This window comes from Streptomyces sp. NPDC028298 (assembly GCF_055565895.1).
The window spans coordinates 186,687-209,278 of record NZ_JBVHTL010000012.1; the positions used below are offsets into that span (position 1 = coordinate 186,687).

Below are 22,592 nucleotides of genomic sequence, written 5' to 3' on the forward strand. Positions count from 1 at the left end.
TGGTTCTTTGATTGGATTGCCATCACTGTTTGGGTGGGGGGGGGGGGGTTGGGGGTCGGAAGAGGGGGTTTCAAAAAGGAAGCCTTTTCTCTTTTTTCTGTCTGGCTGTTTTTTGTTCCTCCCGCCCCCGCCCCCCCCCCCAAACCCGCGTCCCACGGAGCGTCCACGCGGTTCACCCGAGCCGGAAGACGTCGCGCGCCTGGAGCTCCACCGCGTAGCGCGCCAGACCGTTGAGGGTCACCGCGGCGTACGAGGGCACGAACCGCGCGCTGAACGCCTGGGCGCTGTCCTCCTGCTGGACGTGGACGTACGTGGTCCAGGTGATGTTCGTGACGAACGGGGTGGTGCTCCGGGCCTGGATGCCGACGTTCTCCTGGTCCGCCGCCGGTTCCTCGTCCTGTCGGCCGTCCCGTTCCTCGGCGATGGTCTGCGCGACATGGAGGTTGACGAAGTAGTGCAGCAGGTCCTCGGTGAGCCCGTAGATCCCGGCCTCCGCCGAGCAGCCGTGCAGCAGGGTGGCCACGACGTCCCGGGAACCGCTGCTGACGGTCGCCTCGCAGAAGTCGGCGAGGAACTGCCCGCCGGTGGGCACCTCGTCCCGGTGGCGGTGCACGTACTCCTCGAACCACTGGAGCAGCTTCGGGCTGGCGAACACCGAGTAGATGAGCCGGTCGGTGAGGGCCGCCTCCTCCTCCGGGACGGTGGGGCCCGCGAGGTAGTCCGTGAGGATCTGGGACGGACCGGTGATGAACTGCTCTCGCAGGAGGAAGTCGGTCTCCATGGCGCGGAACAGTGCGTCGATACGGCGCACGGTCGCGGCGCGGGAGATCACGGCGGATGGTGGGGTGCCCAAGGTCTGCTCCTCCGGTCGCGTCGATCGGGCGGCCCGTCGGCAGGTGCCGAGCCGCGAGACGGCTTCCAGCTAAGGGGGAAGCCGCTGCGGGGCGCTCCGCGGCACGCCGCAGCTCCCGGCGCACGGTCCAGGTTCACACGGATGGCTCGGCGCCTCGCGGGCCCCGGGAAACCCTGCTCCGTGCCGGTCCGGAGCGATGGGCGAGGATGGAGGCGTGGCAGGGGACGCGAGCGAGATCGCACTGAGCAAGCAGGAACTGCGTGAGGTCACCGGGTTCGCGGCCGCGTGCGCGGACGTGGTGCTGGAGGTGTTCGAGACCGATCGTCCGGACGACGCGCGGCCTCGAGACGCCATCGGTGCAGCGTGGGACTTCGCCCGGGGAGGCGAGCGGGGGAAACGGCTGCGCGACACGGCGTGGGCGGCCCTCAAGGCCGCGGGCTGCGCGGGCTCCCCGGCCGCGTGCGAAGCCGCGCGGGCGGCGATGGCCGCAGCGGGCGCCGCCTATCTGCATCCGCTGGCCGAGGCGACCCAGGTCAAGCACATTCTCGGAGCGGCCGCGCACGCCGCCAGGGCGGCCGAACTCGACGCCGGCGACGAGCCGGGCACGGGTGCCGAAAGCGTCAGGCAGGCGCTGCGTCGTGCGACGCCGGTCGTCGTGGAGGTGCTCGAACGCTTCCCTGCGGCACCGGAGCGCGGTGGACGGGTCGGTGAACTGACGCGCATGCTGGACGCCGGCCTTCGTTCCCTCACCCGCACCGAGGGCCGCCTGCCGATCCGGCGTGAGGGCGCCTAAGATCGCGTGCATGGCCCTGAGCATGAGTGACGTGGACCGGTTCGAGGCAGCCAGGCCCCGGCTGGAGGCCATCGCCTACCGGTTGCTCGGTTCGGCGGGCGAGGCGGAGGACGCCGTGCAGGAGACGTTCCTGCGCTGGCAGGCGGCCGACATCGACCGCATCGAGGTGCCCGAGGCCTGGCTGACCAAGGTCCTCACCAACTACTGCCTCAACCAGCTCACTTCGGCCCGCGCGCGCCGCGAGACGTACGTGGGGCGGTGGCTCCCCGAGCCGCTGCTCGCCGGCGACGCGATGCTCGGCCCGGCCGACACCGCCGAGCAGCGCGAGTCCGTCTCGTACGCCGTCCTCGTCCTGCTGGAGCGCCTGTCGCCCAAGGAGCGGGCGGTGTACGTGCTGCGGGAAGCCTTCGACTACCCGCACCGGGAGATCGCCGAGATCCTGGACATCACCGAGGCGGCCGGCCAGCAGATCTACCACCGGGCCAAGAAGCACGTCGCCGAGGGCAGGTCGCGCACCGAGGTCGACGAGGCAGCCGCCCGGCGGATCGTGGAGGAATTCCTGGCCGCGGCGACCAGCGGCCGCACCGAACCCCTCGTCCGCCTGCTCACCCAGGACGCCGTGTCGGTCGGCGACGGCGGCGGCAAGATCCCGGCCCGCGCGAAGGCGTTCGAGGGCGCGCAAGCCGTCGCCACCTTCCTGCGCGGCCTGTTCAAGCCCAGCGACGCCAAGCGGAAGTACATCGGCGGTGCACCGGACATGTACGCCGCGACCGCCAACGGCGGGCCCGCGGTCGTCGCCGTCGTGGAGGGCAAGGTCGTCGGGATCAGCTGCCTGGAGGTCACCGCGGACGGCATCGTGGCCGTCCGGAGCCAGGTCAACCCCGACAAACTCGTCCGCGCGACCAGGCAGTGGGCGGCCATGGACCACGGGGAGGGGCCGCTCCACACCCTCTGAGGTGATGTGGCGCAGGTCACATTCGGATCCTGTCAGGAAACGCCGGGCTACCCGGTTCAAGGGGCGAGACCACGCCGGACAACGGCGCACCCGCCCAGACAGGAGCACGGACATGCTGCACCGCATCGTCGTCCTCGGAGCCGGATACACCGGAGCGATCGCCGCCGGCCGCCTCGCCAAGAGGCTGCGCCGCGAGGACGTCACCATCACCCTCGTCAACCCCGAGCCCGACTTCGTCGAGCGCGTCCGGATGCACCAGCTCGCCACGGGCCAGGACCTCAAGCCCCGCCCGTTCGGCGCGATGTTCGCCGGTACGGGTGTGGAGCTGAGGCTCGCGAGCGTGACCGCCGTGGACGTGGACCGCAGGACGGTCTCCCTCACCGGCGCCGACGGCCCGGCCGAGCTCTCGTACGACACCCTCGTCTACGCGCTCGGCAGCGGCTGGAACGACGGCGGCGTCCCCGGTGTCGCCGAACACGCCGACCAGGTGGCGAGCCGACCGGGCGCCCACCGTCTCCGCGAACGCCTCGCCGCCCTCGACGCGGGCGAGCCCGTGGTCGTCGTCGGCGGCGGCCTCACCGGCATCGAGGCCGCGACCGAGATCGCCGAGGCCCGCCCGGACCTCAGCGTCTCCCTGGTCGCCAGTGGCGCTCTCGGCGACTGGCTCTCCACGAAGGGCCGAACCCACCTGCGCAAGGTGACCGAACGGCTCGGCATCGAAGTCCACGAACATGCGGCGGTCACGTCCGTGAGCGCGGACGACGTGACGACCGCCGACGGCCGGACCGTCCCCGCCGCGATCACCGTCTGGACCACCGGCTTCGCCGTCCACCCGATCGCCCGGGCCACCACCCTGGAGGTCACCGAGCGCGGCCGGATCGTGGTCGACAGCACCATGCGCTCGGTCTCCCACCCGGACGTCTACGCCGTCGGCGACGCCGCGATCGCCATCGGCCCCCAGGACAAGCCCCTCCGCATGTCCTGCGCCTCGGGCGTCCCCATGGCCTGGCAGGCCGCCGACGCCATCGCCGCCCGGCTCGCCGGCACCAAGATCCCCCATGTCTCGATCCGCTACTTCCAGCAGTGCATCTCCCTCGGCCGCAAGGAAGGCCTCATCCAGTTCGTCACCGCGGACGATCAGGCGGTCGACCGCGCCCTGACCGGCCGCACGGCCGCCCGCTACAAGGAACTGATCTGCAAGGGCGCGGCCTGGGGCGTCGCCAACCCGACGGTGGGCCTGCCGTCCCGACGCCGGCGCGTCGTACGACAGGAGACCCAGGACCCGGCCCGCGCGGAGGCGACCGCCTGACCGCACCCGGGGCCGAACCGACCGAAGCCCCAGGCCACGGACCTGGGGCCCGGACGGTCCGGGCCCCTCCGCAAGGGTATGGAGCCTGCTCAGTGCTTTCGGGCGGTCACGAGGGCGAACGAAAGCAACTCCCCGCCGTCCGCGATCAGCATGTCGATGACGGGCTGGTTCGCGCTCCGGCCGTCCTGATGGTGCTCGGCCCCCGCCCGCGCCCACAACAGCCAGTCCCGCCAGGCGTCTTGCTGGAGCAGCGCGGACGTCACCTCCACCAGTTCGGTGATCTCCCACTGGAAGCGCCACCAGTCCGCGGTGTGCCAGGCGATCGCCTCCCAGCCGACCACTTCCTTGATGTGGGGCGGGATCGCGCCGAGTTCACGGACCTCCCGTGTCAAGGCGGGCGTCGCCATGGCCAGTTGACCGCCGGGCCGCAGGAATCGCACCAGGTAGGGCAGATAGCTGTCCGCGGTGCCGAAGTACTCGAACGCGTCCACGCTCACGACGGCGTCGAAGCTCGCCTCCTCGAACGGCAGGGCGTGCGCCTCGGCCCGTACGGCCGTCACCCGGTCGCCGACACCCGCTTCCGTGAAGACGGCCGCCGCGTCCTCGGGAGCGATCCACCAGTCGGCCGCGACGACCTGGACCCCGTACTCGCGGGCCAGGAACACCGACGTGGCGCCCTTCCCGGAGCCGAGGTCGAGAACCCGCATCCCGGGGCGCAGGTCGAGGTTCTCGGCCAGGTTCTCCAGCAGCCACAAGGGATGGGGCCCCATGTCGAGGTCGAGCAGCCAGCCGGGGTCGTAGCGGGAGGAGCGCGGATAGCGGTCGGGGCGTACGAGAGCACTGAGGGCGGTCACGGGCACGAACCCAAGCCGATCGGCGCGCCGCGACGCAACCGGGTTTTCAGGGGCCGGACACCCCTCCGCCGTTATTGCGAGAGAGTTGCAACAGCAAGAGTTATGCAGCAACATGGTCCGTGGCGGGGTCGGCCCGTCAGTCTTCGGAATCCGAGCGTCGTTCCGTCCGTCCGGCGCGTCCTTCCCGAGGAGTGATCGTCTTCTCACCCGGCGTCCGCCGGTCCCGGCCGGCCCCGCCCACGCACGCGACGACCCCACGCGCCGAGGTCACGGCATCGCCGCCGTGTGCCACCTCGGAGGGCTCGGGGGAGTGGGGATCCTTCCGTCCGGTGTCAGCCTCGACGGACGGCCGGATGCGCCGTTCAATCCTTTTCCGGAACCCCAAGGATCGTGCACACGGTCCGCGCTATGTGGAGCGGGGTCGCCCCCGGGTCCTGGGCGGGCAGGAGCATGTGACTGACGGTGAGGCGCACGGCCAGATCGGCGGCGGCCTCACGACGGTCCTCGGCGGCTTGCGGGACCGCGTCGCCCAGCCATGCGCTGAGCAGTCGTCGCGTGCCGGAGAAGACGGGCTCGGGCCTGCTGGTCAGGAAGGGCAGCAGGGCGTCGGTGCCGCCGCGCGTGGCGGTCAGTACGGCGCCGACGAACGGGTTGACCGCCGCCTGTTCCAGGGCGTGGGCCACGGCGGCTTCGAGCGCCGGGGTGGGGCGACCGCGGTGGCCGTCCAGGACGGCGGCGAGGCCGACGAGGAACGCGTCCGTCTCGCGCTCCACCAGGGCGCGGCCGATTCCCGCCCGGTCCCCGAACTCCTTGTAGATCGAGGGGCGCGACACGTCGGCCCGCAGGGCGAGGTCGGCGACCCGGACACGGTCCCAGCCGTTCTCGGCCGCGAGCGCCCTGGCCTCGGTGATCACACGCTCGCGCATGTCCTTGCGCCAGGCCACACGGGGCGGATCCGGCCGGAACCGTGGCGGGGCGGAGGCGTGGCCGTCAGACATGGCCGCAGTGTGCCACGAGGGGCACGCTTCCGCTGGTCCCGCCCGGGAGTCAGCGGAAGCGCGCTTGGTGACGAGCGTGCCACCCTCGGTGCCCCTTCGACAAAGGGGACTCCGTGTAAACGTTCTGATGGATCATCAGGTGGCAGCACGTCAGTTGTCCCGGCCCGCTTGGCCGGTGTGCGCAGGGCGACGGGCCGTCGTGGGACTCGTGAACGGCCAGATGTGGTCAGGGCTGGTCGTACCAGGCGACCGCGGTGATCCGCCAGCCCTGCGAGGTGCGCACGAACTGGATGGTCTTGGTGCCTTCTCCCTCGAACCGCCGGCCGTCCAGGATCCCGGACTTGCGGTAGGTGCTGAACCGGGAAGCGATGTCTCCCGCGATCTCCGTCCGTTCGGAGGTCTCCCACTCGGAGAACTCGACCAGGCGGCCGTCGGCCAGCAGCTCCCGACGGGGCTCGATGAACTCCTCCACCGTGTAGGCGGTGAATTCGGGGCCGGTCTTGACGATCACCCCGCCCGGGAGAACGAGCCGCCTGATCCGGGCCACGTCGGCGGCCTTGCCGCCCCGGTTGTCGAAGGCGCCGAAGAACTCGGTGGTCAGTGCGTCTATCTCGCTCTTGGACATGGCGCGACGGTAACAGCCGGGAGGGGGCGGCTCAGGGGTAGTACGGGGTGTACGTGATCGCGGAGACCTTGAGGTAGCGGGCACCGTCCGCGGTGGCCCAGGTCGAGGAGTCCGGGTTGCCCGGCCAGTCGCCGCCCACCGCGGTGTTGACGATGAAGTGCATGCCGACGCCCGGAGCGGTGGTGTACCACTTGGTCCCCTGGAAGGCGCCGTCCACCCAGAAGTCGATGTGGTCGGGCCACCAGCTGAACGCGTAGACGTGGAAGCTGTTGGTCCAGCCACCCGAGTTGTTCACGGCCCACTGGGTCTGCGCGTTGCTGGTGTCGTGGAAGGTCTGGTAGACGGTGTTGGGGTTGGACCCGACGATCTCGGCCGCGTCGATCTCGGGGAGCCAGGGGTTGAGATAGGCCGCCCAGACCGCGGGAAGCAGTCCCCGTCCGCTGGGCATGTTCGCGGTGAAGCTGTACGTGCCGTACCCGTAGAGGGCCTTCGACTCCACACGGCCGGAGCGGTAGACCCCGCCACCGGCGTTGTACGTCTTGATCATCAGGGTGCCGCCGTCGTACCAGACACAGTCCGGCGTGTACGTCTCCAACTCGTTGTTGGCGGTCCACCTGCCGCTGATGACGTTCCAGGAGTTGACGGTCTGCGCCGTGCCCCAGGTGCCGGCGTGCGCGGGCTGCTGCGTCGCGATGAGCATCACGCAGGCGGCGAACACGGCGCCTACGAACCACTTGGGCCGTACGAGGCCCGCGAACCACCTGGGCCTTACGAAGGTTGTCGTCATCGGAGCTCCGTTGCTCGATGGGTGAGACGGCGCGTGGGAGCGGTCCCACGCACCCATTCGGAACGTAGGAGCTTGTTCAGAACCTGACAAGACTTGCGGCACGAGTTGCTTTATTCGTTCCGGACATGAACGAACAGCCGCGGTCTCACCGTCGTCGCGGGGGCGCAGGAGTATCCGAGCGGTCCCCGGACGCGGTGAGTTCCGCGGGGTGTTATCGGACGGCCGTGGCCCGTCGATCGACCTCACAGTGATCGATCAGCTCCACGCCGGCCCCGGCGCCGGCCGCGGGGACCCGGTAGGTCGTCTTGCCCTTCGCGGGCACCGACACCTGATCGCCGCTGTCCATGATGGCGGAGCCGTTCCGGTCCTTGAAGCTGATCTTCAGGGCGAAGACGCCGTCGCGTCCGTTCGGATTCCTGATCTCGACGGTCGCGTAGGGGTCGTCCGCGCTCGCGCAGTGGATGAGCACGGCGGTGCCGTCCTTCAGAGGCTCGGCGGCACGGCTGGGGGAGGGCGCGGCGGTGGTCGAACGGTGGGTGGGGCGGGAGCGGTACGTGGCTCCGCCGCTGTCACCCGTACTCGTACCGGAGTCGTCGCCGCTGCCGGACGAACCGCCGCTGGACGAGCCGCCGCCCGACGTGGACGAACTGTCGTGGTCCTGGCTGGAACTGCTGCAGCCGCCCCCGCTGTGATGGCTGCGGCTCCCGTGACGACCCGACGAGAACCCGGTCAAGGCCAGCACGACCAGTGCCGACACCGCGGTGAATCTGAGCCTGCGCCCCCATATGTGCATGTCACCACCCTACGCAGGGCCGCGTCGCCCACTCGCGCAAGGGTCGGCCGACCGTCTCGGCGCACGACGCGGGAGGGCTTGTGTCCGCGGGACTCGCCGACCGTCCGCCCGGAGGTCGAGGGGACGCACCGGGGTGGTCACACGGTTTTGACGAGGGTGCCGCCGCTTTCGAGCGCGGCCAACTCCTCGGCGGGTGCGGTCGTGTCGGTCACGAGGGTGTGGATCAGGGTCGAGGGGCCGACGTAGGCATAGGCGGTGCGGCCGAACTTGCTGCCGTCCGTGGCGAGGACCACGCGACGCGACGAGGCGACGCCCGCCTTCTTCACCGCGGCCTCGTCGAGGTCGTACGCGGTCAGGCCGTCGGCCGCACTCAGCCCGCAGCAGCCCATGATGGCGGTGTCGAACCGCAGGGCCGCCAGGGAGGCCAGGGTGAGCGGGCCGATGAGGGCCCCCTCGGCGGCGCGGGGCTGTCCGCCGGGCACCACCAGCGTCGCCGGGCCGGGCGACTCGCCGAGCAGATGGATGGCTTGCAGGGACAGCGGCATCACGGTGACGGGGCGCTCGCGCAGGAGGCGCGCGACCTCCAGGCAGGTCGTGCCGCTGTCCAGCAGGACGCTCTCGCCGTCGGCGATGAGCGCGGCGACCTCGGCGGCGATCCGGCGCTTGGCGTCGACCGACTCGGTGGTGCGCAGCGCGAACGGGGGCTCCTCGCCCCTGAGCAGCAGGGTGCGCGCGCCGCCGCGGACGCGTTCGAGGACACCCTGGCCGGCCAGGGCGTCGAGGTCGCGCCGGATGGTCATCTCCGAGGCGCCGGTCAGCTCCGCGAGCTCCTGGACCGTGGCGCCGCCGGAGTCCCTGACGGCCTTCGCGATCAGCCCGTGCCGCTCTGCGTTGCTCATACCGGGATTGAACACCACGCCACAATGAACATGCAACGTGTTCGAGAACCGGGCTTTCGAACATTGAAATCGTTCGTTACGGTGAGCGGCATGCAACCTTCGCTTCGAGCCGCCCGCGTGGCGACCTACGTCTACTTCGTCCTCTGCGGCACCCTCATGGGCGCCTGGGTGGTGCACATCCCCGCCGCGGAGGAGCGCGTGGGCGTCAGCCACGCGACACTGGGCGGCCTGCTGGTCCTGCTCGGGCTCGGGGCCTTCGCCGGGATGCAGGTGGCCGGCCCCCTGACCGACCGCCTCGGCGCACGCGTCGTGGTCCCGGCCGGCGGAGTTCTGTGCGGCGCGGCCCTGGTGCTGCCCGGTCTCGCCCAGTCCCCGTGGACACTGGCGGGAGCGCTGCTGGTCTTCGGTTTCTGCAACGGCGCCCTGGACGTGAGCATGAACGCCCACGCCGTCCACGTGGAGAAGGCGTACGGCCGCCCCGTCATGTCGGGCTTCCACGCCACGTTCTCCGTCGGCGGTGTCATCGCCGCCCTCGTCGCGGCCGGGGCCGCGAGCGCCGGCCTGGACCCGGTCCCGAGCATGGCCGCGCTGGGAGCGGTGGCCATCGTGATCGCCCTCGCGTCGGCGCGCGCCCTGCTGCCTACGGCTCCCGCCGCTGTTGCCGTGGCTTCCGACCGTGACCCCGGCCTTGGCGCGGAGGCAGGGTCCGGGTCCCGGGCCGGGTCTGAGTCCGTATCCGGGTCCGGGGCTGATTCCCGCTCCGGTTCCCGCTCCGGCTCCGCCTTGGCGGAAGAGGCCGATGCATCCCCGGCCGAGACATCACCGGCCGTACCGCCCCGTGGCGGGAAGGGGCGCGTCTGGCTCCTCGCCGTCCTGGCGCTGATGGTCATGCTGTGCGAGGGTGCCGCCAACGACTGGAGCGCCCTGCACCTCAAGGACGTCCTCGGCGCGCCTGCCGCCACGGCCGCGTTCGCCTACGGCACGTTCGCCGCGGCCATGACCATCGGCCGGCTGCTCGCCGACCGTCTCGTGGCCCGCTTCGGCTCCATGGCGATCCTGCGCCACGGCGCGGCCATGGCGGCCGTCGGCATCACGCTCGTGGCACTCGGTCCGTGGATGTGGACCGCGTTCGCGGGCTGGGCACTGTTCGGCCTGGGACTGTCGGGCACCGTCCCGCAACTGTTCAGCGCGGCCGGGCACGCCGACCCCGCGGCCGCCGGCGCCAACGTCTCCCGCGTCGCCGGCCTCGGCTACGTCGGCATGCTCGCCGGCCCCGCCGTCATCGGCTGGCTGACCCACCTCGTCGCCCTGAACCACGCCTTCGTGCTGCTGACCCTGCTGTGTGTGACCACCGCCGCGGCCGCCGGGATCCTGCGCACGGGGTCCGACAGCACGCCCCGGAAGGATCTGGCGCCGGTCGGTCACTGACCCGTGTTCAAGGCGGGCCCGGGCCACCCGGGAGCCGACTTGCGCTGGAGTGCGCTCCAGGTCGTAGCGTCGCAGACACCATGGCGCACGGAACCTGTGGCCCCGGCCCCTCAGCGGATGCCCGGCCGCGGAAATCGTCGCTAGATGGATGAAGGGCTTCGCGGCCCGACGAACGACATGACGCGTGTGCAGAGAAAACTGGGAGACGGCATGCAGAAGCGCAGCCTGCGGGACCTTCAGGTATCAGCCATCGGTTTGGGATGCATGGGCATGTCCGCCTTCTACGGATCCACGGACCAGGACGAGGGGATCGCGACCATCCGGCGTGCCCTCGACATCGGGGTGAACTTCCTCGACACCGCGCAGATGTACGGGCCGCTCACCAACGAGTCGCTCGTCGGCGAAGCGATCCGGGGGCGCCGCGAGGAGTACGTGATCGCGACGAAGTTCAACTACCGGATGGACGACGCCGTACCCGGCGACATCAGCACGGTCGGCCCGCAGGACGGCTCGGCCGAGCACGTCCGCAGCTCGGTCCACGGCTCCTTGCAGCGTCTGGGCACCGACTACATCGACCTGTACTACCAGCACCGGGTCGACCCGAACGTTCCCATCGAGGAGACGGTCGGCGCGCTGGGCGAGCTCGTCGCCGAGGGCAAGGTGCGGGCCATCGGCCTGAGCGAGGCGAGCGCGGAGACCATCCGGCGCGCCGACGCCGTGCACCCGATCACCGCGGTGCAGAGCGAGTACTCGCTGTGGTCCCGGGACGTGGAGGCCGAGGTACTGCCCGCCTGCCGTGAGCTGGGAATCGGCTTCGTGCCGTACTCGCCGCTCGGCCGCGGCTTCCTCGCCGGCCGGTTCAGCTCGCCGGACGAGCTGGACGCGAACGACTGGCGCCGCCAGAACCCGCGCTTCCAGGACGCCAACATCGAGGCGAACATGCGGCTCGCCGCGAAGGTCAAGGAGATCGCCGCCGAGAAGGACGTGCCCCCGGCTCAGCTCGCCATCGCCTGGGTACTGGCCCAGGGCGAGCACCTGGTGCCGATCCCCGGCACCAAGCGCCGCACCTACCTGGAGCAGAACGCCGCCGCGGTCGACATCGAGCTGACCAAGGACGACCTGGCCCGAATCGACGCGGAGCTGCCCGAGGCTTCGGGAGAGCGCTACGACGAGGCCGGCATGCGATCCGTGAACCGCTAGCACGGCCGTCGGCAGCGGCTGCCGGGCCCGATCCTGCCGTCACCGGAACCGCCGCCTTCGCCGCGGCCGAGGGTGTCCCGCCCCCGGCCGCGGCGCCAGGACGCTCGGGCGCCGGTGGCGGCGCGGACGAGAAACGACTCGGACGAACGGCCGATCGCCCTAGTCGATCGCCTTGTAGCCGGGGAGCGAGGGCCAGCGGACTGTGAGAACCACGGACTCCTCCTCCGCGAACCAGGAGTGATCGACGCCCCGCCCCCACACGACGTAGTCGCCCTGCTCGGCCAACAGCACGCTGCGCCCGGGCAGTTCCACCCGGAAACGCCCACGGATGAGGACCAGCAGCGCGGTCCGCTCCTCACCCGTCACCCACTGCCCCCGCTCATCGCCCCGCGGGTGGACACCCCATTTGATCTCCACGTCCTCGCTGTGCCGAGGATCGGAGACATCCTTGAAATGCCCCAGCAGCCACCCCTGGTCCAGTGCGGCGTCCTTGCCCGCGTTGCCCACATACACGCTGTCGGTCATGGCTCGGAAGGTAGCAGTCGGCGCCAGCAGCCATTCGCAACAGGCTGGAAGGCGCGGAGGCGTGGGCGGGGCGTCGAGGATCAGACCGTGAGCATCGGCTGAACGGCCGGCCGTGCGGCTGGGGTCGTGCCGATACGGGTGAAGTATTCGGTGGACAGCATCCGGACGCGGCTCGGCTCCTGGATGCGGGACAGCAGTGCGGGGAGCGGTCGCTCGCCCTGAAGCTGGCTCTGGTGCGAGCAGATGGCGGACCACTTCTGTGGCACCCATGGCGTCACGTCCACGACGGCGGCCACGTCCTCGTCCGGCACGCTGAGCAGCGTCTTTCCGACACTTCGCAACAGCGACCCGAGGCCGGCGACACCGGAGTCCGGGTGCGTGGCCGCGTAGAGCGCACCCGTTCGCCACGGCTCACCCGCCTCGGGGTGAAGCCGGCCGAATCCCGCGGCCTCCACGGCGAGCAGAGCCACTTGGTGGGTGCGACGGTGGTCCGGGTGGCCGGTGAGCTGACCGAGCGCATCATGGGTCACCACGACATCAGGGCGGAACTCCCTGATGTGCAAAACGATTTGGGCGACGGCGTCGTCCAGGTTCACGTCGCACCATCGGGTTCGACCGGGCGCCGACGACGGGTTGCGGGCGTCGCCGTACCCGAGCATGCGCGGTGTGCCTGCCCCCAGAGCGGTCAGGGCTCCGGCGAGTTCGTCGGCCCGCCCGGTGTCCCGGCCCCAGGTGGCGGTGACTACGGACGTGCGGGCGCCGGCGGCTGCATGTTGGGCGAGCACGCCACCGGCAAGCAGACTCTCGTCATCGGGGTGGGCGAAGATTCCGAGCACCGAGGGGAAACCAGAACCTGTCGCGGACGTGGGCGTCGCCATGAGATGCATCCTCATTTCTCATGATGGGCTGAACTCGAGCTGGCTGCAGGCGACAGGTTCACTCCTGGACGCAGTCTTGAACGACCCTTCGAGCCAGCAGGCGCTTCTGTTCGTGGAGTTCGGCCTCTATGGCGTCGGCCCGGGCCGTGTCGAGCGTGACGGTGGCCGCGTGGGTCGTCCCCATGGACAACCGCGTCACGCGCTCGCCACTGGCCGGAGAACCGGAACCCTCGTCCTGCCCGCTCGGCGGGGCGGAATCCGCAGGGGCCCCGTTGCCCGGGATGACGCCATCGGTCGTGCTCCGCGCGCTGGCGCGCAGTGATGCGGCGTGTGTGCCGACCTTCGTCCAGAAGTCCTGGTCCACGTTCTGGGCACTGCCGGTCCAGCCGAACGTCTGCGCTGTGACGGCCAGTCGGTGCATCTCTAAGGTGACGCCGTCGGCCAGTCGTCGGTCATGCAGAGCTGAGACGGCCGCCTGGGTGGAAGCGACACGAGCAGCCGCAGCGTCCGCTTCGAACTCTGCGCGTCGGGCGCTTGGCCTTGTCAGTCTCGCCAGCAGCCGAGCGGCACCCTTCATCAGCAGGCCTGGGATCCACAGGGCCCAGTCCGCAGTGCGGCCATGGGCCTTGAACCGGACGGCCGCGACGGCCATCTCGTCGGCGTACCGGGAGAGCGGGGACGTGTCGAAGGCAGCGTCCGCCGTGATGGCCCGATGCTCCATCTGTTCCGCTCCGCCGGCCAGTGCGGCGAGCGCGCTCCCGACCAGTGCCCCGCGTCGGACATCGCGAGATGCGAAGTGCCCCAGTTCATGTGCGAGAGCGGCGACTTTCTGCTGAGGCGGAAAGGCCAGCCAAAGGGGATAGCCGAGCACCAGCAGCCGTCGGCGTCGTGTGCCGTAGGAGGTGGCTCGTACGGCGAAATCCGTGCTGAGTTGTACGACGTCGAGGCGTCGTACGCCCAGCGCATCACCTATCTCGTCCAATAGGTCGTACAGGGTGGGCGCTTCTTGCCGCGACAGCGTGGGCAGATCCGGGTCGAGTCTGTCGGCACGGGGCCGCAGGAGGACGGCGCACAGCACCAGCACCAGTCCGATCAGCGGCTGGACCACCGTCGTGAGCCGAAGAACGATCAGCGACAGACCGCCTAACAGCAAACTCGCGGTCAGGATGTGCAGCAGAGAGGCGACGCCATAGGCGGCAGCCGTGGATAAGCGCTCCCGGAACGGTATGTCAGGCTCGTCCTCGACCTCAGCAGCCACCCCTCGACCCCGCATGCCGCTCCCCCCGACGGTCACCGAAGGCGGCATCCTCCTCCCCTCGCGCAGCGTTGCCAAGGCGTCATCACGCCTATGAGCTGGCTCCTTCTGGGAAAATCCCGACGTGTTCAACTTCGGGATCGAAAGCTACCGACCGCACTGGCTGAACGGCCGATCGGCGGTCGCGGCAAGCCACGGGCGACAACTGCGGGCACTCATCGGCCGCTCGTTGTCCCATGTCTGGTTGGTCTGGGACATGCAGGCCAACGCGTGGTTCTCCGATGGTCCGGTCCTGTTTGACTTCAGCGGAGAGCAGGTCGAGATCAACCATCAGAAGTTCGACGACCTCTCGATCACCTGGAACACGATCGACCCACGTCGGCCCGTCGTGTGGGCCGATTTCGATCTCGAGTGGCGCCAGGGGATGTACTCCGAACTGCAGGAATTCGAGGGCCAAGCCCTTCAGGACGTTGAGCTCCTCGAGTGGATCGGGAGTGACATGGCGCAAGGAACAGTCGCAGTTGGCTTCCACTTCCCCCGCGGCCAACTCACCGTCTACAACGCCCTCGATGAAAACGGGCTGGAATTCGAGCCGCCCGATGAGCGCTACCAGCGTCACTCGTTGAGATGAGGTGGCTTGTTCATCCAGATGGCCCTCACGTGTAGGGGCGTTGGCTGGGAGATGATCGCTCCTGTGCCTGCCGAAGGCATGAACAGAGACTACGACTTAGTGCGTTGAGCGGGCTCAGACTGGATGCATTTGAGGAGGGTGGACGTGACACCGAGACCGTCGATGGACGAGGTCCTGGAGGCGCTTGAGGGCGAGCTGGGGACCGCGGCGCTTGTCGGTCCCGTCACTGAAGACGTCTGGCTCGCCTTCCTTCGCTTCGGGCGGCGGTCGTTCCACCTCTCGGAGGGACCTGATGCCGACGGCCTCTTGTTTCAGTACGGGACGTACGCGTTCGACGGCCCTCCGACGTTCACGCTCGACCTCGTCCGCCAATTCGAGGTCACCGACGACAGTGGTGATCACGACCACTACGTTCAGGTCCACTGCGAGCTTCGCTACGGACTCGCACCCGCTCTGGAGGCCCTGGGAAGCTTCAACTCGTGGTTCTTTCACAGGGCCGGAGGCGACGACCTCGAACAGTGGGACCACGGGTTGACCCAGCGGCCGGCGTGGACCGTGATCCGCAGACTCGAACCTGTCGAGATCAGGGTGTACCAGGAACAGGTGTAGGCCCTCGGGCCGCCGTCGCGGAGAGATCTCCCCGGCGTACGGCGATCCCCGCACCCCGTATCCCCTTCAACTGTCAGAAGTTGAAAGGCATTCGCACACATCCCGGGATGCGGAAGCGCAACCGAAGAGGGACCATGGAGAAGCCGGGAGTCCCTGCTTGGAGCGCCTGCGCGGTCGTCGGGGGACGGCGCGGGCCGCAAGGTCCCGCACTGGGCGACGCTCGTCCCTCAGCAGCCGGGTTCGTTCCCGAACAGGCCGTCCCGCTATGACAGTTCCTCTGGGCGCGTGCCGACTCCGGATCCGGATCGACCTCGCGGAGGCATTGAGATGACCGTCCTCTTCTTCGACATAGGGGCGACCTTGGCGGATGTCCGCGTGGAGGCGGACGGTTCGCTGACGTTGGTGCCCCGGCCGCGCGTCCTCGCCGTACTCGATGAGTTCCGCGACACACGCAAGGGCGTCATCTCCAACCCCGGTCCCGGTGAAGGTGCCGCCGAGCGCGCCTTCTCCGCCCTGCAGATGACGTTCCCCGGTCGCTTCACGGACGACGCGCTCGTGCACTGGGGCTCCAAGGGCAGCCGGGAGATCTTCGACGAGGCAGTCGCCGGCACGGCGGGGGAGGAGTCACCGGGGTCACCGCCCTCGGCGGCCGGCGAGTGCGTCTTCGTCGGCGAGGATCCTCAGGAGCGAGCGTTCGCGAGGGAAGCCGGGCTGCGTACCGCGCCTCACCCCGTGTTCACCCGAGCCGCCGTGGAGAACCGCCCCGTGTTCTGGGCGCGGATCGAGCTGTCCGAGGGCCAAGGGCTGACCGATCTGGAGGCCGCCGCGAACCGGACCGAGGTCGTGCCCCTGCACATAGCCTCTGCCCGACTCGTGCCGGCGATGGCGAGCACGGCCGGAGCCACGGCACTCGAACAGGCCGGTTTCACGGTCGACTTGCGGCATTCCGTGGAGGAAGCGGACACCCTTCCCGTCCCCGACGATCGCCCCGTCGCCCCCGCCGGGGCACACGAAGCGGCTGTCGGCGGACTCGACACCTCCGGCCCCTCCTGGGCGTCAGCGGGTTGAACGCGCCTGCCCCACCACTTCAGCCCTCTGGACCTGAGCAGGTCCACGCAGAGCCACGGCGTGATCGTGACCACCGGCTCTCCGCGCGAAATCAGCGGGCGCACACGGAAGTTGTTGCCTGAGGAAAGCTGTCGGCCCGGTCCGTGACAGGCAGGGAAAAGCGCCTCGCCCGGGGTGCGCGTCGATGGCGCCGAGCGGATACTCGAAGTAGACACGGTTCTCACCTCTTCGGTCCTGCGCACGAAGCGGAGACAGTGAGACCGCTCGCTACACGGCTGAGCCGGCATCCCGGAGTTCACCTCGCCGTACCGAGGTGCGGAGCAGGTGGGGCCCGGCGCGTCAGACGCGATTGCCCGGTCACAGCACAACCGTCCGCCTGGCGATCGACACCGTCGATGCTCCGCCTCCGGCGCAGACGATCGACGAGGGCGAGCTCCAGTCGGGATCGGCGTGATTGTTCCGATCAGTGATCGTTCCGAACGGTCCGAAGAGTGATCGTTCCGGACGTTCCGAAACAGTGATCGTTCCGGACGCGGAGAACAACCACGCGACCACATCCGATGAGTGAGGTTTCCCCGCCTCTCCTCATGTACGCGAGGTGTCCCCATGACCAGGACCTCCCACCTCCACTGCATCATCCCCCCGCACCTGCTCGAGAAGCTCCTGAGCAGCGACGACAGCGAAGTGCGCCAGGTGGCGCTGAACACCATGCTGACCACCGCTCGGTTGCGGGGCGAGCGAGGGATCCGGGCATCCTTCGCAGGCGCCGCCGCCACCCCCGGCAACGGCCGGCGGACCGCCTTCGACTGCCAGAACGGCACCTTCCTCCCCTCGGCGGTGCTCGCCCGGTCGGAGGACGGCCCGGAGTCCCCGGACGTGTCCGTCAACCGGGCCTTCGACGGACTCGGAACGACACGTGATTTCTACAAGGCGGTGTTCAACCGCAATTCCATCGACGGCCAGGGGATGCGTCTGGACGCCTTCGCCCACTTCGGTGAAAGGTTCAACAACGCATTCTGGGACGGTCAGCAGATGGTCTTCGGTGACGGGGACGGAAGGATGTTCTCCGACTTCACCGGGTCCGTCGACGTGATCGGCCATGAGCTGACCCACGGAGTCACCGAACTCACCGCGGGACTCAAGTATCACAACCAGTCCGGAGCCCTGAACGAATCCATGTCGGACGTCTTCGGATCGCTGGTCAAGCAGTGGTCGCTGAAGCAGTCGGCCGACGAGGCGGACTGGCTGATCGGGCCGGACATCTTCACCCCGGGCGTCGACGCCGACGCACTGCGGTCGATGAAGGCCCCGGGGCACGCGTACGACAACGCCCTGTTCGGCAGGGACCCCCAGCCCGACCACATGGAGGACTTCGTCAGACTGCCGGACACCGAGAAGGGCGACCTCGGCGGAGTGCACATCAACTCCGGCATCCCGAACAAGGCGTTCTTCCTGACGGCGTCGCGTGTCGGCGGATTCGCCTGGGAGGCTCCCGGCCTCATCTGGTACGAATCGCTCAAGGCGTCCGACGTCGAGACGCAGTTCCAGGAGTTCGCGAACACCACGTACCGGAAGGCCGCGGAGTTGTTCGGCGAAGACAGCGCCGAACAACTGGCCGTGCTGGCCGCCTGGCAGGATGTCGGCATCCAGATCAGCGGGATCCTGCCAGGCATCGCCCGGGCACGAAATCTCGCCGCCGACCGCAACGGTGGCACGGGCGGGGACAAGGGAATGGCCACCGTGAGCCGGCAGATCGGCGCACTGGCCGCCCAGGTGACGGGTCTGGCCAGGGATGTGACCGCGCTGAAGGGCAAGTGACCGACGACGGTCGACGCGGGCGCCTCCTGACGGCGACGGGTGCCCGCCGGCCGGAAGGGCGTGCTCGATGAAGGTGACCTGGGAAGCACATGGAGGTCAGGCGGCCGCGATCCGCCTGGGCCTTCCACCCAAGGAACTGGAATCCGATGCCCTGCCCGAAGCCGCTGCCGGAGAGCTGGCGCGACTGGTGGCCGCAGCCGCCTTCGAAACCGGCCACGAACTACCGAGCCGAGCCAGGGACGCGATGAGCCACACGATCACGGTGGAGGACAAGGGCCGCTCGACCGTCCTGACCCGGTCCGACGCCGCCATGTCCCCGGCGTTCGCGGCCCTGCTCGGCTGGCTCGAACAACACATCGCGGAGCAGTGACTCTCACGCGCACGCTGCCCCGTCAGGCCAAGGAGACGCCATGGCCGACCACATGCACGCCCACACCCCTGACGAGGTCCTGGCAGGCCGGGGCCAACCACCACGCGAACCGGTCACGGATCCCACGCTCGGCATCGCGATCGCTCACCCGGAGCCGGGACAGGAGCCACGCCACCGGCTCGTCACGATCGGGGACTCGCTCACGCACGGGTTCCAGAGCGGGGCGGTCTTCAACACCGACCTGTCGTACCCGGCGATCATCGCTCACGAACTGGGATCCGGCTCCGACTTCCGCTTCCCGGTGTACCCGGGGTACGGAGGGCTGCCCCTGAACATCGAACTCCTGCTGAGGGAGCTCCAGGAGCGCTTCGGCACGGATCTGGACTGGTGGGAGGTCCCGCTGGCCCTGTTCCACGCCCGCAAGTTCCTGGACGAGGTCGAGGACTACTGGGAGCGCGGGCCGGGATCCGTCGTCCCGCAGCTCAACGCCATCAACCACAACCTCTCCGTGTACGGCTGGGACCTGCGCGACGTCCTCGAGAAGAGCGCCAAGATCTGCCAGGACGCCATCGCGACGCCCACCGACAACCTGCTGCGGCAGACCGTGGAGAACAACGGTGACCGCGCGGCACTGCGCGTCCTGCCCTCCAGCAGCGTCGACCGGGGCGGAACCATGACGCTGCTGTCGGCGGCGCGCCGCCTCGGCGAGGACCGCTCCGACGGGTCGGGCCACGGAATCGAGACCCTGATCGTCTTCCTCGGGGCCAACAACGCCTTGCAGACAGTGACCCAGCTCAGGGTGGAGTGGAGCGACGAAGGGTACGACGACCTGGAGCGCAAGAAGGCGTACACGGTCTGGAATCCCGTCCACTTCAAGGACGAGCTGAGGCAAGTCGCCGCGCAAGTACGGCAGATCGCGGCTCGCCATGTCATCTGGTGCACCGTCCCGCACGTCACCATTCCCCCGATCGCCCGGGGGATCGGTGGCAAGACCGCTCCAGGGTCCAGATACTTCCCGTACTACACCCGCCCCTGGATCGACGACGACACCTTCGACCACGTCATCCACCCGCACATCACGGGACAACAGGCGGAAGACGTCGACCGGGCCATCGACCTCTACAACGACGCCATCACCGACCACGTGAGAGCAGCACGGACGGCGGGGGCGGACTGGTTCCTCATGGACACGGCCGGCCTGCTCGACCGGCTCGCGTCACGCCGGTACATGAAGGACATGACGGCCCGACCGCCCTGGTGGCGGCCCTACCAACTGCCCCCGCAACTGCAGGCCCTTGCTCCGGAGCCGACTTCCCGCTTCATCACCAGCGACGGCACGCGACGTACCGGCGGTGGCCTGTTCTCGCTGGACGGCGTGCACCCCACCACCATCGCCTACGGGATCGTCGCCCAGGAACTGATCAACGTCATGCTCACGGCCGGTGTACGGTTCCGCCACTCCGACGGCAGCGCACGGACGGCCCCCGTCATGGTCGACTTCGAACGGCTCATCCGTCGCGACACCCTCGTCAACCAGCCACCGGCCAACCTGGATGCCACCTTGGACATCCTGGCCTGGGCGCAGTCGGCACTCGGTCTCCTGAAACGAACCCTCTACTTCCGTGTCTGACACGGCGGACACGTCCGACACGTCGCCCGGCTCCGGTCCCGGCCTAGAAGCCGAACTAGGAGCGGGCCCGGACCCGGAAGCGCCGGCGTTCCGCGAAGCGCCTACGGATCCGTCGAGAGCACCCGACACCTCACTCTCCGGCCGTTCCCAAGATCGCGCCCGCCGTCGCGAAGCGGTGGACTCCAGGCTTCGCCATTTCACGGAGGCTGCCGAAGTACTCCGTTGCCGCGGTCCCGCCGAGCACCGCCGACAAGAAGGCGAGGCAGCCCATGTCGTGCCGCTCCCACAGCGGGCCGCGCCCCTCGTTGTAGAGCAGGGTCCATTCGTCGGGGTGCTGACCGGGCCGCGCCAGCCAGTACAGGAACGCCCCGCTGCCCTCCTCGAACGCCCACGGCAGGACCCGCGCCCCCGCCTCCCGCAGCCCGGCGGGCTTCTCCTCGAACTCCCAAAGGTCCGCCAGGATTTCGTCGCGCTCCGCCGTCTGCGCGTGCAGGTCGCACTCGTCGTGGGCGGAGGCGGGGACGAGCAGCCAGATGGTCTCGTCGAAGATCCCGGCGCCGTACGTCTCGACGAGCACCTTGTAGTCCGCCGGCAGAGCCGCACCCAGGGCATGCTCGGCTCGCGCCCAGTTCACCTCGGGTGGCGGATCGGCGGGCGGCGGGCAGAGCCGGACGAGCGCGTCGAGTTCGATCACGGAGCGGACGCTACAGGGCGACCGGCCGCCACCTGGGGGCGGGTTACGGGCCCGCCACGAGGGCGGAAGCGCGGGTCAGCACATCAGCTCTCGCGAGGCGCGGGAGCGCCATGGTCGCCGATCCTAGAGGCTCTCATTCGGAGCGCCGATGCGGCGCAACAGCCCGAGCAGCGTGGCGCGTTCGGTCTCGTCCAACGGGTCGAAGGACGCGGCGAGGACCTCGCGCGTGACCGTGCGCCCCGCCGCCAGGACGCGCTCGCCGGTCTCCGTCAGGTGGTGCTCGATCCGCCGACCGCGACCGGGACGGCGCTCGATGAGGTGCTGGGACGCCAGGCGGGAAGCCAGGGTGCCGAAGGACTGGTCGCCCTGGAAGGTGGCGACCGCCAGTTCATGTGCGGATGCTCCGGGCGTACGGGCGATGGCCCGCAGCGCGTCCCACTGCGCCAGGGTCGTGCCGACCGCCGAGAGACGGGTGTCGAGCGCGCGGTGGTGCCGGTACTGCGCCTCCTTCACGGCGCGCCCCAGCTCTTCGATATCCACGGGGGCGGCGGACGAGCCCGGGTCCAGGGAGGCCGGAGCGGCGAGATCGGACGCGGAGCCGGTGCCGGTGGCGTCGGGCGTCCTGGTGGCGGCCGTGCCGGCTGCGCTTCGGGCCCTGGGTTCCTCATGGTTCGCGGTCATGGCCGCATCCTAGTCCAGAATCTAAGCTTGCGTATATACGTATACGTAGATACCGTGGAGTGCATGACCTCCACCGAGATGCGAACCCGTACCGTCCACTCACGCCCCGACCTCCCGCTCACCCTCACCGAGACCGGCCCCGCCGACGGCCGCCTCGCGCTCGTCCTGCACGGTGGCGGCGGACCCGCCACCGTCCAGGGCATAGCCGCACATCTGGCCGAACGGCACGGCATGCGATCCGTCGTGCCCACCCACCCGGGCTGGAACGGCACCGAGCGCCCTGGCTGGTTCACCGGCGTCGACGACCTGGCGATCGCCTATCTGCACTGGCTCAGGGACGAGTGTCACCGCGACGTCCTCGTCGTCGGCTCGTCGCTCGGCGGCTGGACCGCGGCGGAGATGGCCTTCCGCGACGACGGCGCGGTGATCAGCTCGCTGGTCCTGGTCAACGCCGCGGGTGTGGCCGTCCCGGGAGAGCCCGTCCGCGAGATCTTCGGGCTCCGGCCGGACGAGATCGCCGCGTACTCGTTCCATGATCCGGCCCGCTTCGCGGTGGACCCGGCCACTCTCACCGAGGAGCGGATCGCGGTCCAGCAGGCCAACATGGCCACGCTCCACCTCCTGGCCGGCGACCCGTACATGCACGACCCGAAGCTCCTGAACCGGCTCGCACGGGTGCGGATCCCGGCGCTCCTGGTCTGGGGTGAGAGCGACCGCATCGTCACACCCGCGTACGGGCAGGCCTACGCGCGGGCGTTCGCCCGAGGGCGCTTCGAGCCGATCGCCGAGGCCGGCCATCTGCCGCACATCGAGCGTCCCGAAGCGACGTTCGCGGCGCTGGACGCGCACATCGACAAGTACGCCGGTGACCTGGGCGCTCCCACCGTGCCGAGGTAGGGGTGTCCTTCAGAGCCACGGACAGCGATCCGTTGGCGCAGG

Annotated in this window: 25 protein-coding genes; 13 read left to right on the top strand and 12 right to left on the bottom strand. The window is 69.6% G+C overall.

The genetic code is table 11. From position 1 onward, the window contains the following. Positions 1-172: 172 nt before the first annotated feature. Complete coding sequence (locus ACZ4TO_RS38310) at positions 173-853, bottom strand: hypothetical protein (RefSeq protein ID WP_385041910.1); 681 nt, start codon at positions 851-853, stop codon at positions 173-175. A gap of 214 nt (positions 854-1,067) precedes the next feature. On the opposite strand from ACZ4TO_RS38310, the gene ACZ4TO_RS38315 reads away from it, so the two are divergent. The 3 genes from ACZ4TO_RS38315 to ACZ4TO_RS38325 all read left to right on the top strand — a co-directional run bounded on the left by ACZ4TO_RS38315 (position 1,068) and on the right by ACZ4TO_RS38325 (position 3,910). Further along, entirely contained in the window at positions 1,068-1,646 is a 579-nt protein-coding gene (locus ACZ4TO_RS38315; RefSeq protein WP_468026644.1) for a putative immunity protein, read from the top strand. 10 nt (positions 1,647-1,656) lie between these two features. Beyond that, positions 1,657-2,601, top strand: coding sequence for an RNA polymerase sigma-70 factor (locus ACZ4TO_RS38320; RefSeq protein ID WP_468026645.1), 945 nt, complete (start codon positions 1,657-1,659; stop codon positions 2,599-2,601). Positions 2,602-2,713: 112 nt separating this feature from the next. Next, a complete protein-coding gene (locus ACZ4TO_RS38325) occupies positions 2,714-3,910 on the top strand; it encodes an NAD(P)/FAD-dependent oxidoreductase (protein ID WP_451075503.1) in 1,197 nt (398 codons plus the stop codon). An 89-nt stretch (positions 3,911-3,999) separates the two neighbouring features. Here ACZ4TO_RS38325 and ACZ4TO_RS38330 read toward each other — a convergent pair whose 3' ends face one another. From ACZ4TO_RS38330 to ACZ4TO_RS38350, 5 genes are all read right to left on the bottom strand, one after another. Beyond that, positions 4,000-4,764: an SAM-dependent methyltransferase gene (locus tag ACZ4TO_RS38330; RefSeq protein WP_468026646.1), complete on the bottom strand. Its 765-nt coding sequence runs from the start codon at positions 4,762-4,764 to the stop codon at positions 4,000-4,002. Positions 4,765-5,126: 362 nt separating this feature from the next. Further along, positions 5,127-5,762, bottom strand: coding sequence for a TetR/AcrR family transcriptional regulator (locus tag ACZ4TO_RS38335; RefSeq protein WP_468026647.1), 636 nt, complete (start codon positions 5,760-5,762; stop codon positions 5,127-5,129). Between the two features lie 226 nt (positions 5,763-5,988). Next, the gene (locus tag ACZ4TO_RS38340; protein ID WP_468026648.1) at positions 5,989-6,387 is read right to left on the bottom strand and encodes a nuclear transport factor 2 family protein; all 399 of its coding nucleotides are present in this window, start codon (positions 6,385-6,387) and stop codon (positions 5,989-5,991) included. A 31-nt stretch (positions 6,388-6,418) separates the two neighbouring features. Then, on the bottom strand, positions 6,419-7,174 hold the full coding sequence (locus ACZ4TO_RS38345) for a glycoside hydrolase family 16 protein (RefSeq protein ID WP_468026649.1): 756 nt from the start codon (positions 7,172-7,174) through the stop codon (positions 6,419-6,421). Positions 7,175-7,385: 211 nt separating this feature from the next. Further along, positions 7,386-7,643, bottom strand: coding sequence for a hypothetical protein (locus tag ACZ4TO_RS38350; RefSeq protein ID WP_382778326.1), 258 nt, complete (start codon positions 7,641-7,643; stop codon positions 7,386-7,388). Positions 7,644-7,647: 4 nt separating this feature from the next. On the opposite strand from ACZ4TO_RS38350, the gene ACZ4TO_RS38355 reads away from it, so the two are divergent. Beyond that, positions 7,648-7,866, top strand: coding sequence for a hypothetical protein (locus tag ACZ4TO_RS38355; protein WP_382778325.1), 219 nt, complete (start codon positions 7,648-7,650; stop codon positions 7,864-7,866). Positions 7,867-8,104: 238 nt separating this feature from the next. Here the strand turns inward: ACZ4TO_RS38355 and ACZ4TO_RS38360 are convergent, their stop codons facing one another. After that, positions 8,105-8,866, bottom strand: coding sequence for a DeoR/GlpR family DNA-binding transcription regulator (locus ACZ4TO_RS38360; RefSeq protein WP_468026650.1), 762 nt, complete (start codon positions 8,864-8,866; stop codon positions 8,105-8,107). Between the two features lie 90 nt (positions 8,867-8,956). On the opposite strand from ACZ4TO_RS38360, the gene ACZ4TO_RS38365 reads away from it, so the two are divergent. Together ACZ4TO_RS38365 and ACZ4TO_RS38370 are read left to right on the top strand one after the other, a co-directional pair. Further along, positions 8,957-10,294: an MFS transporter gene (locus ACZ4TO_RS38365; RefSeq protein WP_468026651.1), complete on the top strand. Its 1,338-nt coding sequence runs from the start codon at positions 8,957-8,959 to the stop codon at positions 10,292-10,294. A gap of 210 nt (positions 10,295-10,504) precedes the next feature. Continuing rightward, complete coding sequence (locus ACZ4TO_RS38370) at positions 10,505-11,494, top strand: aldo/keto reductase (RefSeq protein WP_468026652.1); 990 nt, start codon at positions 10,505-10,507, stop codon at positions 11,492-11,494. Positions 11,495-11,653: 159 nt separating this feature from the next. On the opposite strand, the gene ACZ4TO_RS38375 is transcribed toward ACZ4TO_RS38370, so the two are convergent. The 3 genes from ACZ4TO_RS38375 to ACZ4TO_RS38385 form a co-directional block, all read right to left on the bottom strand. After that, positions 11,654-12,019 carry a cupin domain-containing protein gene (locus ACZ4TO_RS38375; RefSeq protein ID WP_468026653.1) on the bottom strand — a complete coding sequence of 122 codons (366 nt, stop codon included), beginning with the start codon at positions 12,017-12,019 and terminating at the stop codon, positions 11,654-11,656. An 80-nt stretch (positions 12,020-12,099) separates the two neighbouring features. Further along, entirely contained in the window at positions 12,100-12,897 is a 798-nt protein-coding gene (locus ACZ4TO_RS38380; protein ID WP_468026654.1) for a PIG-L deacetylase family protein, read from the bottom strand. Positions 12,898-12,955: 58 nt separating this feature from the next. After that, positions 12,956-14,155, bottom strand: coding sequence for a M48 family metallopeptidase (locus tag ACZ4TO_RS38385; RefSeq protein ID WP_468026655.1), 1,200 nt, complete (start codon positions 14,153-14,155; stop codon positions 12,956-12,958). A gap of 121 nt (positions 14,156-14,276) precedes the next feature. On the opposite strand from ACZ4TO_RS38385, the gene ACZ4TO_RS38390 reads away from it, so the two are divergent. The 6 genes from ACZ4TO_RS38390 (at position 14,277) to ACZ4TO_RS38415 (ending at position 20,278) form a co-directional block, all read left to right on the top strand. Beyond that, positions 14,277-14,783 carry a hypothetical protein gene (locus tag ACZ4TO_RS38390; protein WP_385041936.1) on the top strand — a complete coding sequence of 169 codons (507 nt, stop codon included), beginning with the start codon at positions 14,277-14,279 and terminating at the stop codon, positions 14,781-14,783. A 162-nt stretch (positions 14,784-14,945) separates the two neighbouring features. Beyond that, positions 14,946-15,392, top strand: coding sequence for a hypothetical protein (locus ACZ4TO_RS38395; RefSeq protein ID WP_468026656.1), 447 nt, complete (start codon positions 14,946-14,948; stop codon positions 15,390-15,392). A gap of 327 nt (positions 15,393-15,719) precedes the next feature. Beyond that, on the top strand, positions 15,720-16,460 hold the full coding sequence (locus tag ACZ4TO_RS38400) for an HAD family hydrolase (protein WP_468026657.1): 741 nt from the start codon (positions 15,720-15,722) through the stop codon (positions 16,458-16,460). A 606-nt stretch (positions 16,461-17,066) separates the two neighbouring features. Continuing rightward, a complete protein-coding gene (locus tag ACZ4TO_RS38405; protein WP_468026658.1) occupies positions 17,067-18,278 on the top strand; it encodes a M4 family metallopeptidase in 1,212 nt (403 codons plus the stop codon). Between the two features lie 67 nt (positions 18,279-18,345). Further along, positions 18,346-18,648, top strand: coding sequence for a protealysin inhibitor emfourin (locus tag ACZ4TO_RS38410; RefSeq protein ID WP_468026659.1), 303 nt, complete (start codon positions 18,346-18,348; stop codon positions 18,646-18,648). Positions 18,649-18,688: 40 nt separating this feature from the next. Then, a complete protein-coding gene (locus ACZ4TO_RS38415) occupies positions 18,689-20,278 on the top strand; it encodes a hypothetical protein (RefSeq protein WP_468026660.1) in 1,590 nt (529 codons plus the stop codon). Positions 20,279-20,408: 130 nt separating this feature from the next. On the opposite strand, the gene ACZ4TO_RS38420 is transcribed toward ACZ4TO_RS38415, so the two are convergent. Both ACZ4TO_RS38420 and ACZ4TO_RS38425 read right to left on the bottom strand, forming a co-directional pair. Beyond that, positions 20,409-20,972: an SMI1/KNR4 family protein gene (locus ACZ4TO_RS38420; protein ID WP_468026661.1), complete on the bottom strand. Its 564-nt coding sequence runs from the start codon at positions 20,970-20,972 to the stop codon at positions 20,409-20,411. Between the two features lie 123 nt (positions 20,973-21,095). Further along, entirely contained in the window at positions 21,096-21,512 is a 417-nt protein-coding gene (locus ACZ4TO_RS38425) for a MarR family winged helix-turn-helix transcriptional regulator (protein WP_468026685.1), read from the bottom strand. Positions 21,513-21,716: 204 nt separating this feature from the next. Here ACZ4TO_RS38425 and ACZ4TO_RS38430 point away from each other — a divergent pair, with 204 nt between their 5' ends. Continuing rightward, positions 21,717-22,550, top strand: coding sequence for an alpha/beta fold hydrolase (locus ACZ4TO_RS38430; protein ID WP_468026662.1), 834 nt, complete (start codon positions 21,717-21,719; stop codon positions 22,548-22,550). Positions 22,551-22,592 lie beyond the last annotated feature (42 nt).

What these genes read in the sequence shown, in the direction of transcription:
- ACZ4TO_RS38320 (WP_468026645.1), top strand. Translation starts at nt 1,657, where the DNA reads ATGGCCCTGAGCATGAGTGACGTGGACCGGTTCGAGGCAGCCAGGCCC.
- ACZ4TO_RS38325 (WP_451075503.1), top strand. Translation starts at nt 2,714, where the DNA reads ATGCTGCACCGCATCGTCGTCCTCGGAGCCGGATACACCGGAGCGATC.
- ACZ4TO_RS38335 (WP_468026647.1), bottom strand. Translation starts at nt 5,762, where the DNA reads ATGTCTGACGGCCACGCCTCCGCCCCGCCACGGTTCCGGCCGGATCCG.
- ACZ4TO_RS38340 (WP_468026648.1), bottom strand. Translation starts at nt 6,387, where the DNA reads ATGTCCAAGAGCGAGATAGACGCACTGACCACCGAGTTCTTCGGCGCC.
- ACZ4TO_RS38345 (WP_468026649.1), bottom strand. Translation starts at nt 7,174, where the DNA reads ATGACGACAACCTTCGTAAGGCCCAGGTGGTTCGCGGGCCTCGTACGG.
- ACZ4TO_RS38360 (WP_468026650.1), bottom strand. Translation starts at nt 8,866, where the DNA reads ATGAGCAACGCAGAGCGGCACGGGCTGATCGCGAAGGCCGTCAGGGAC.
- ACZ4TO_RS38365 (WP_468026651.1), top strand. Translation starts at nt 8,957, where the DNA reads ATGCAACCTTCGCTTCGAGCCGCCCGCGTGGCGACCTACGTCTACTTC.
- ACZ4TO_RS38370 (WP_468026652.1), top strand. Translation starts at nt 10,505, where the DNA reads ATGCAGAAGCGCAGCCTGCGGGACCTTCAGGTATCAGCCATCGGTTTG.
- ACZ4TO_RS38375 (WP_468026653.1), bottom strand. Translation starts at nt 12,019, where the DNA reads ATGACCGACAGCGTGTATGTGGGCAACGCGGGCAAGGACGCCGCACTG.
- ACZ4TO_RS38380 (WP_468026654.1), bottom strand. Translation starts at nt 12,897, where the DNA reads ATGGCGACGCCCACGTCCGCGACAGGTTCTGGTTTCCCCTCGGTGCTC.
- ACZ4TO_RS38395 (WP_468026656.1), top strand. Translation starts at nt 14,946, where the DNA reads ATGGACGAGGTCCTGGAGGCGCTTGAGGGCGAGCTGGGGACCGCGGCG.
- ACZ4TO_RS38400 (WP_468026657.1), top strand. Translation starts at nt 15,720, where the DNA reads ATGACCGTCCTCTTCTTCGACATAGGGGCGACCTTGGCGGATGTCCGC.
- ACZ4TO_RS38405 (WP_468026658.1), top strand. Translation starts at nt 17,067, where the DNA reads ATGACCAGGACCTCCCACCTCCACTGCATCATCCCCCCGCACCTGCTC.
- ACZ4TO_RS38410 (WP_468026659.1), top strand. Translation starts at nt 18,346, where the DNA reads ATGAAGGTGACCTGGGAAGCACATGGAGGTCAGGCGGCCGCGATCCGC.
- ACZ4TO_RS38415 (WP_468026660.1), top strand. Translation starts at nt 18,689, where the DNA reads ATGGCCGACCACATGCACGCCCACACCCCTGACGAGGTCCTGGCAGGC.
- ACZ4TO_RS38430 (WP_468026662.1), top strand. Translation starts at nt 21,717, where the DNA reads ATGACCTCCACCGAGATGCGAACCCGTACCGTCCACTCACGCCCCGAC.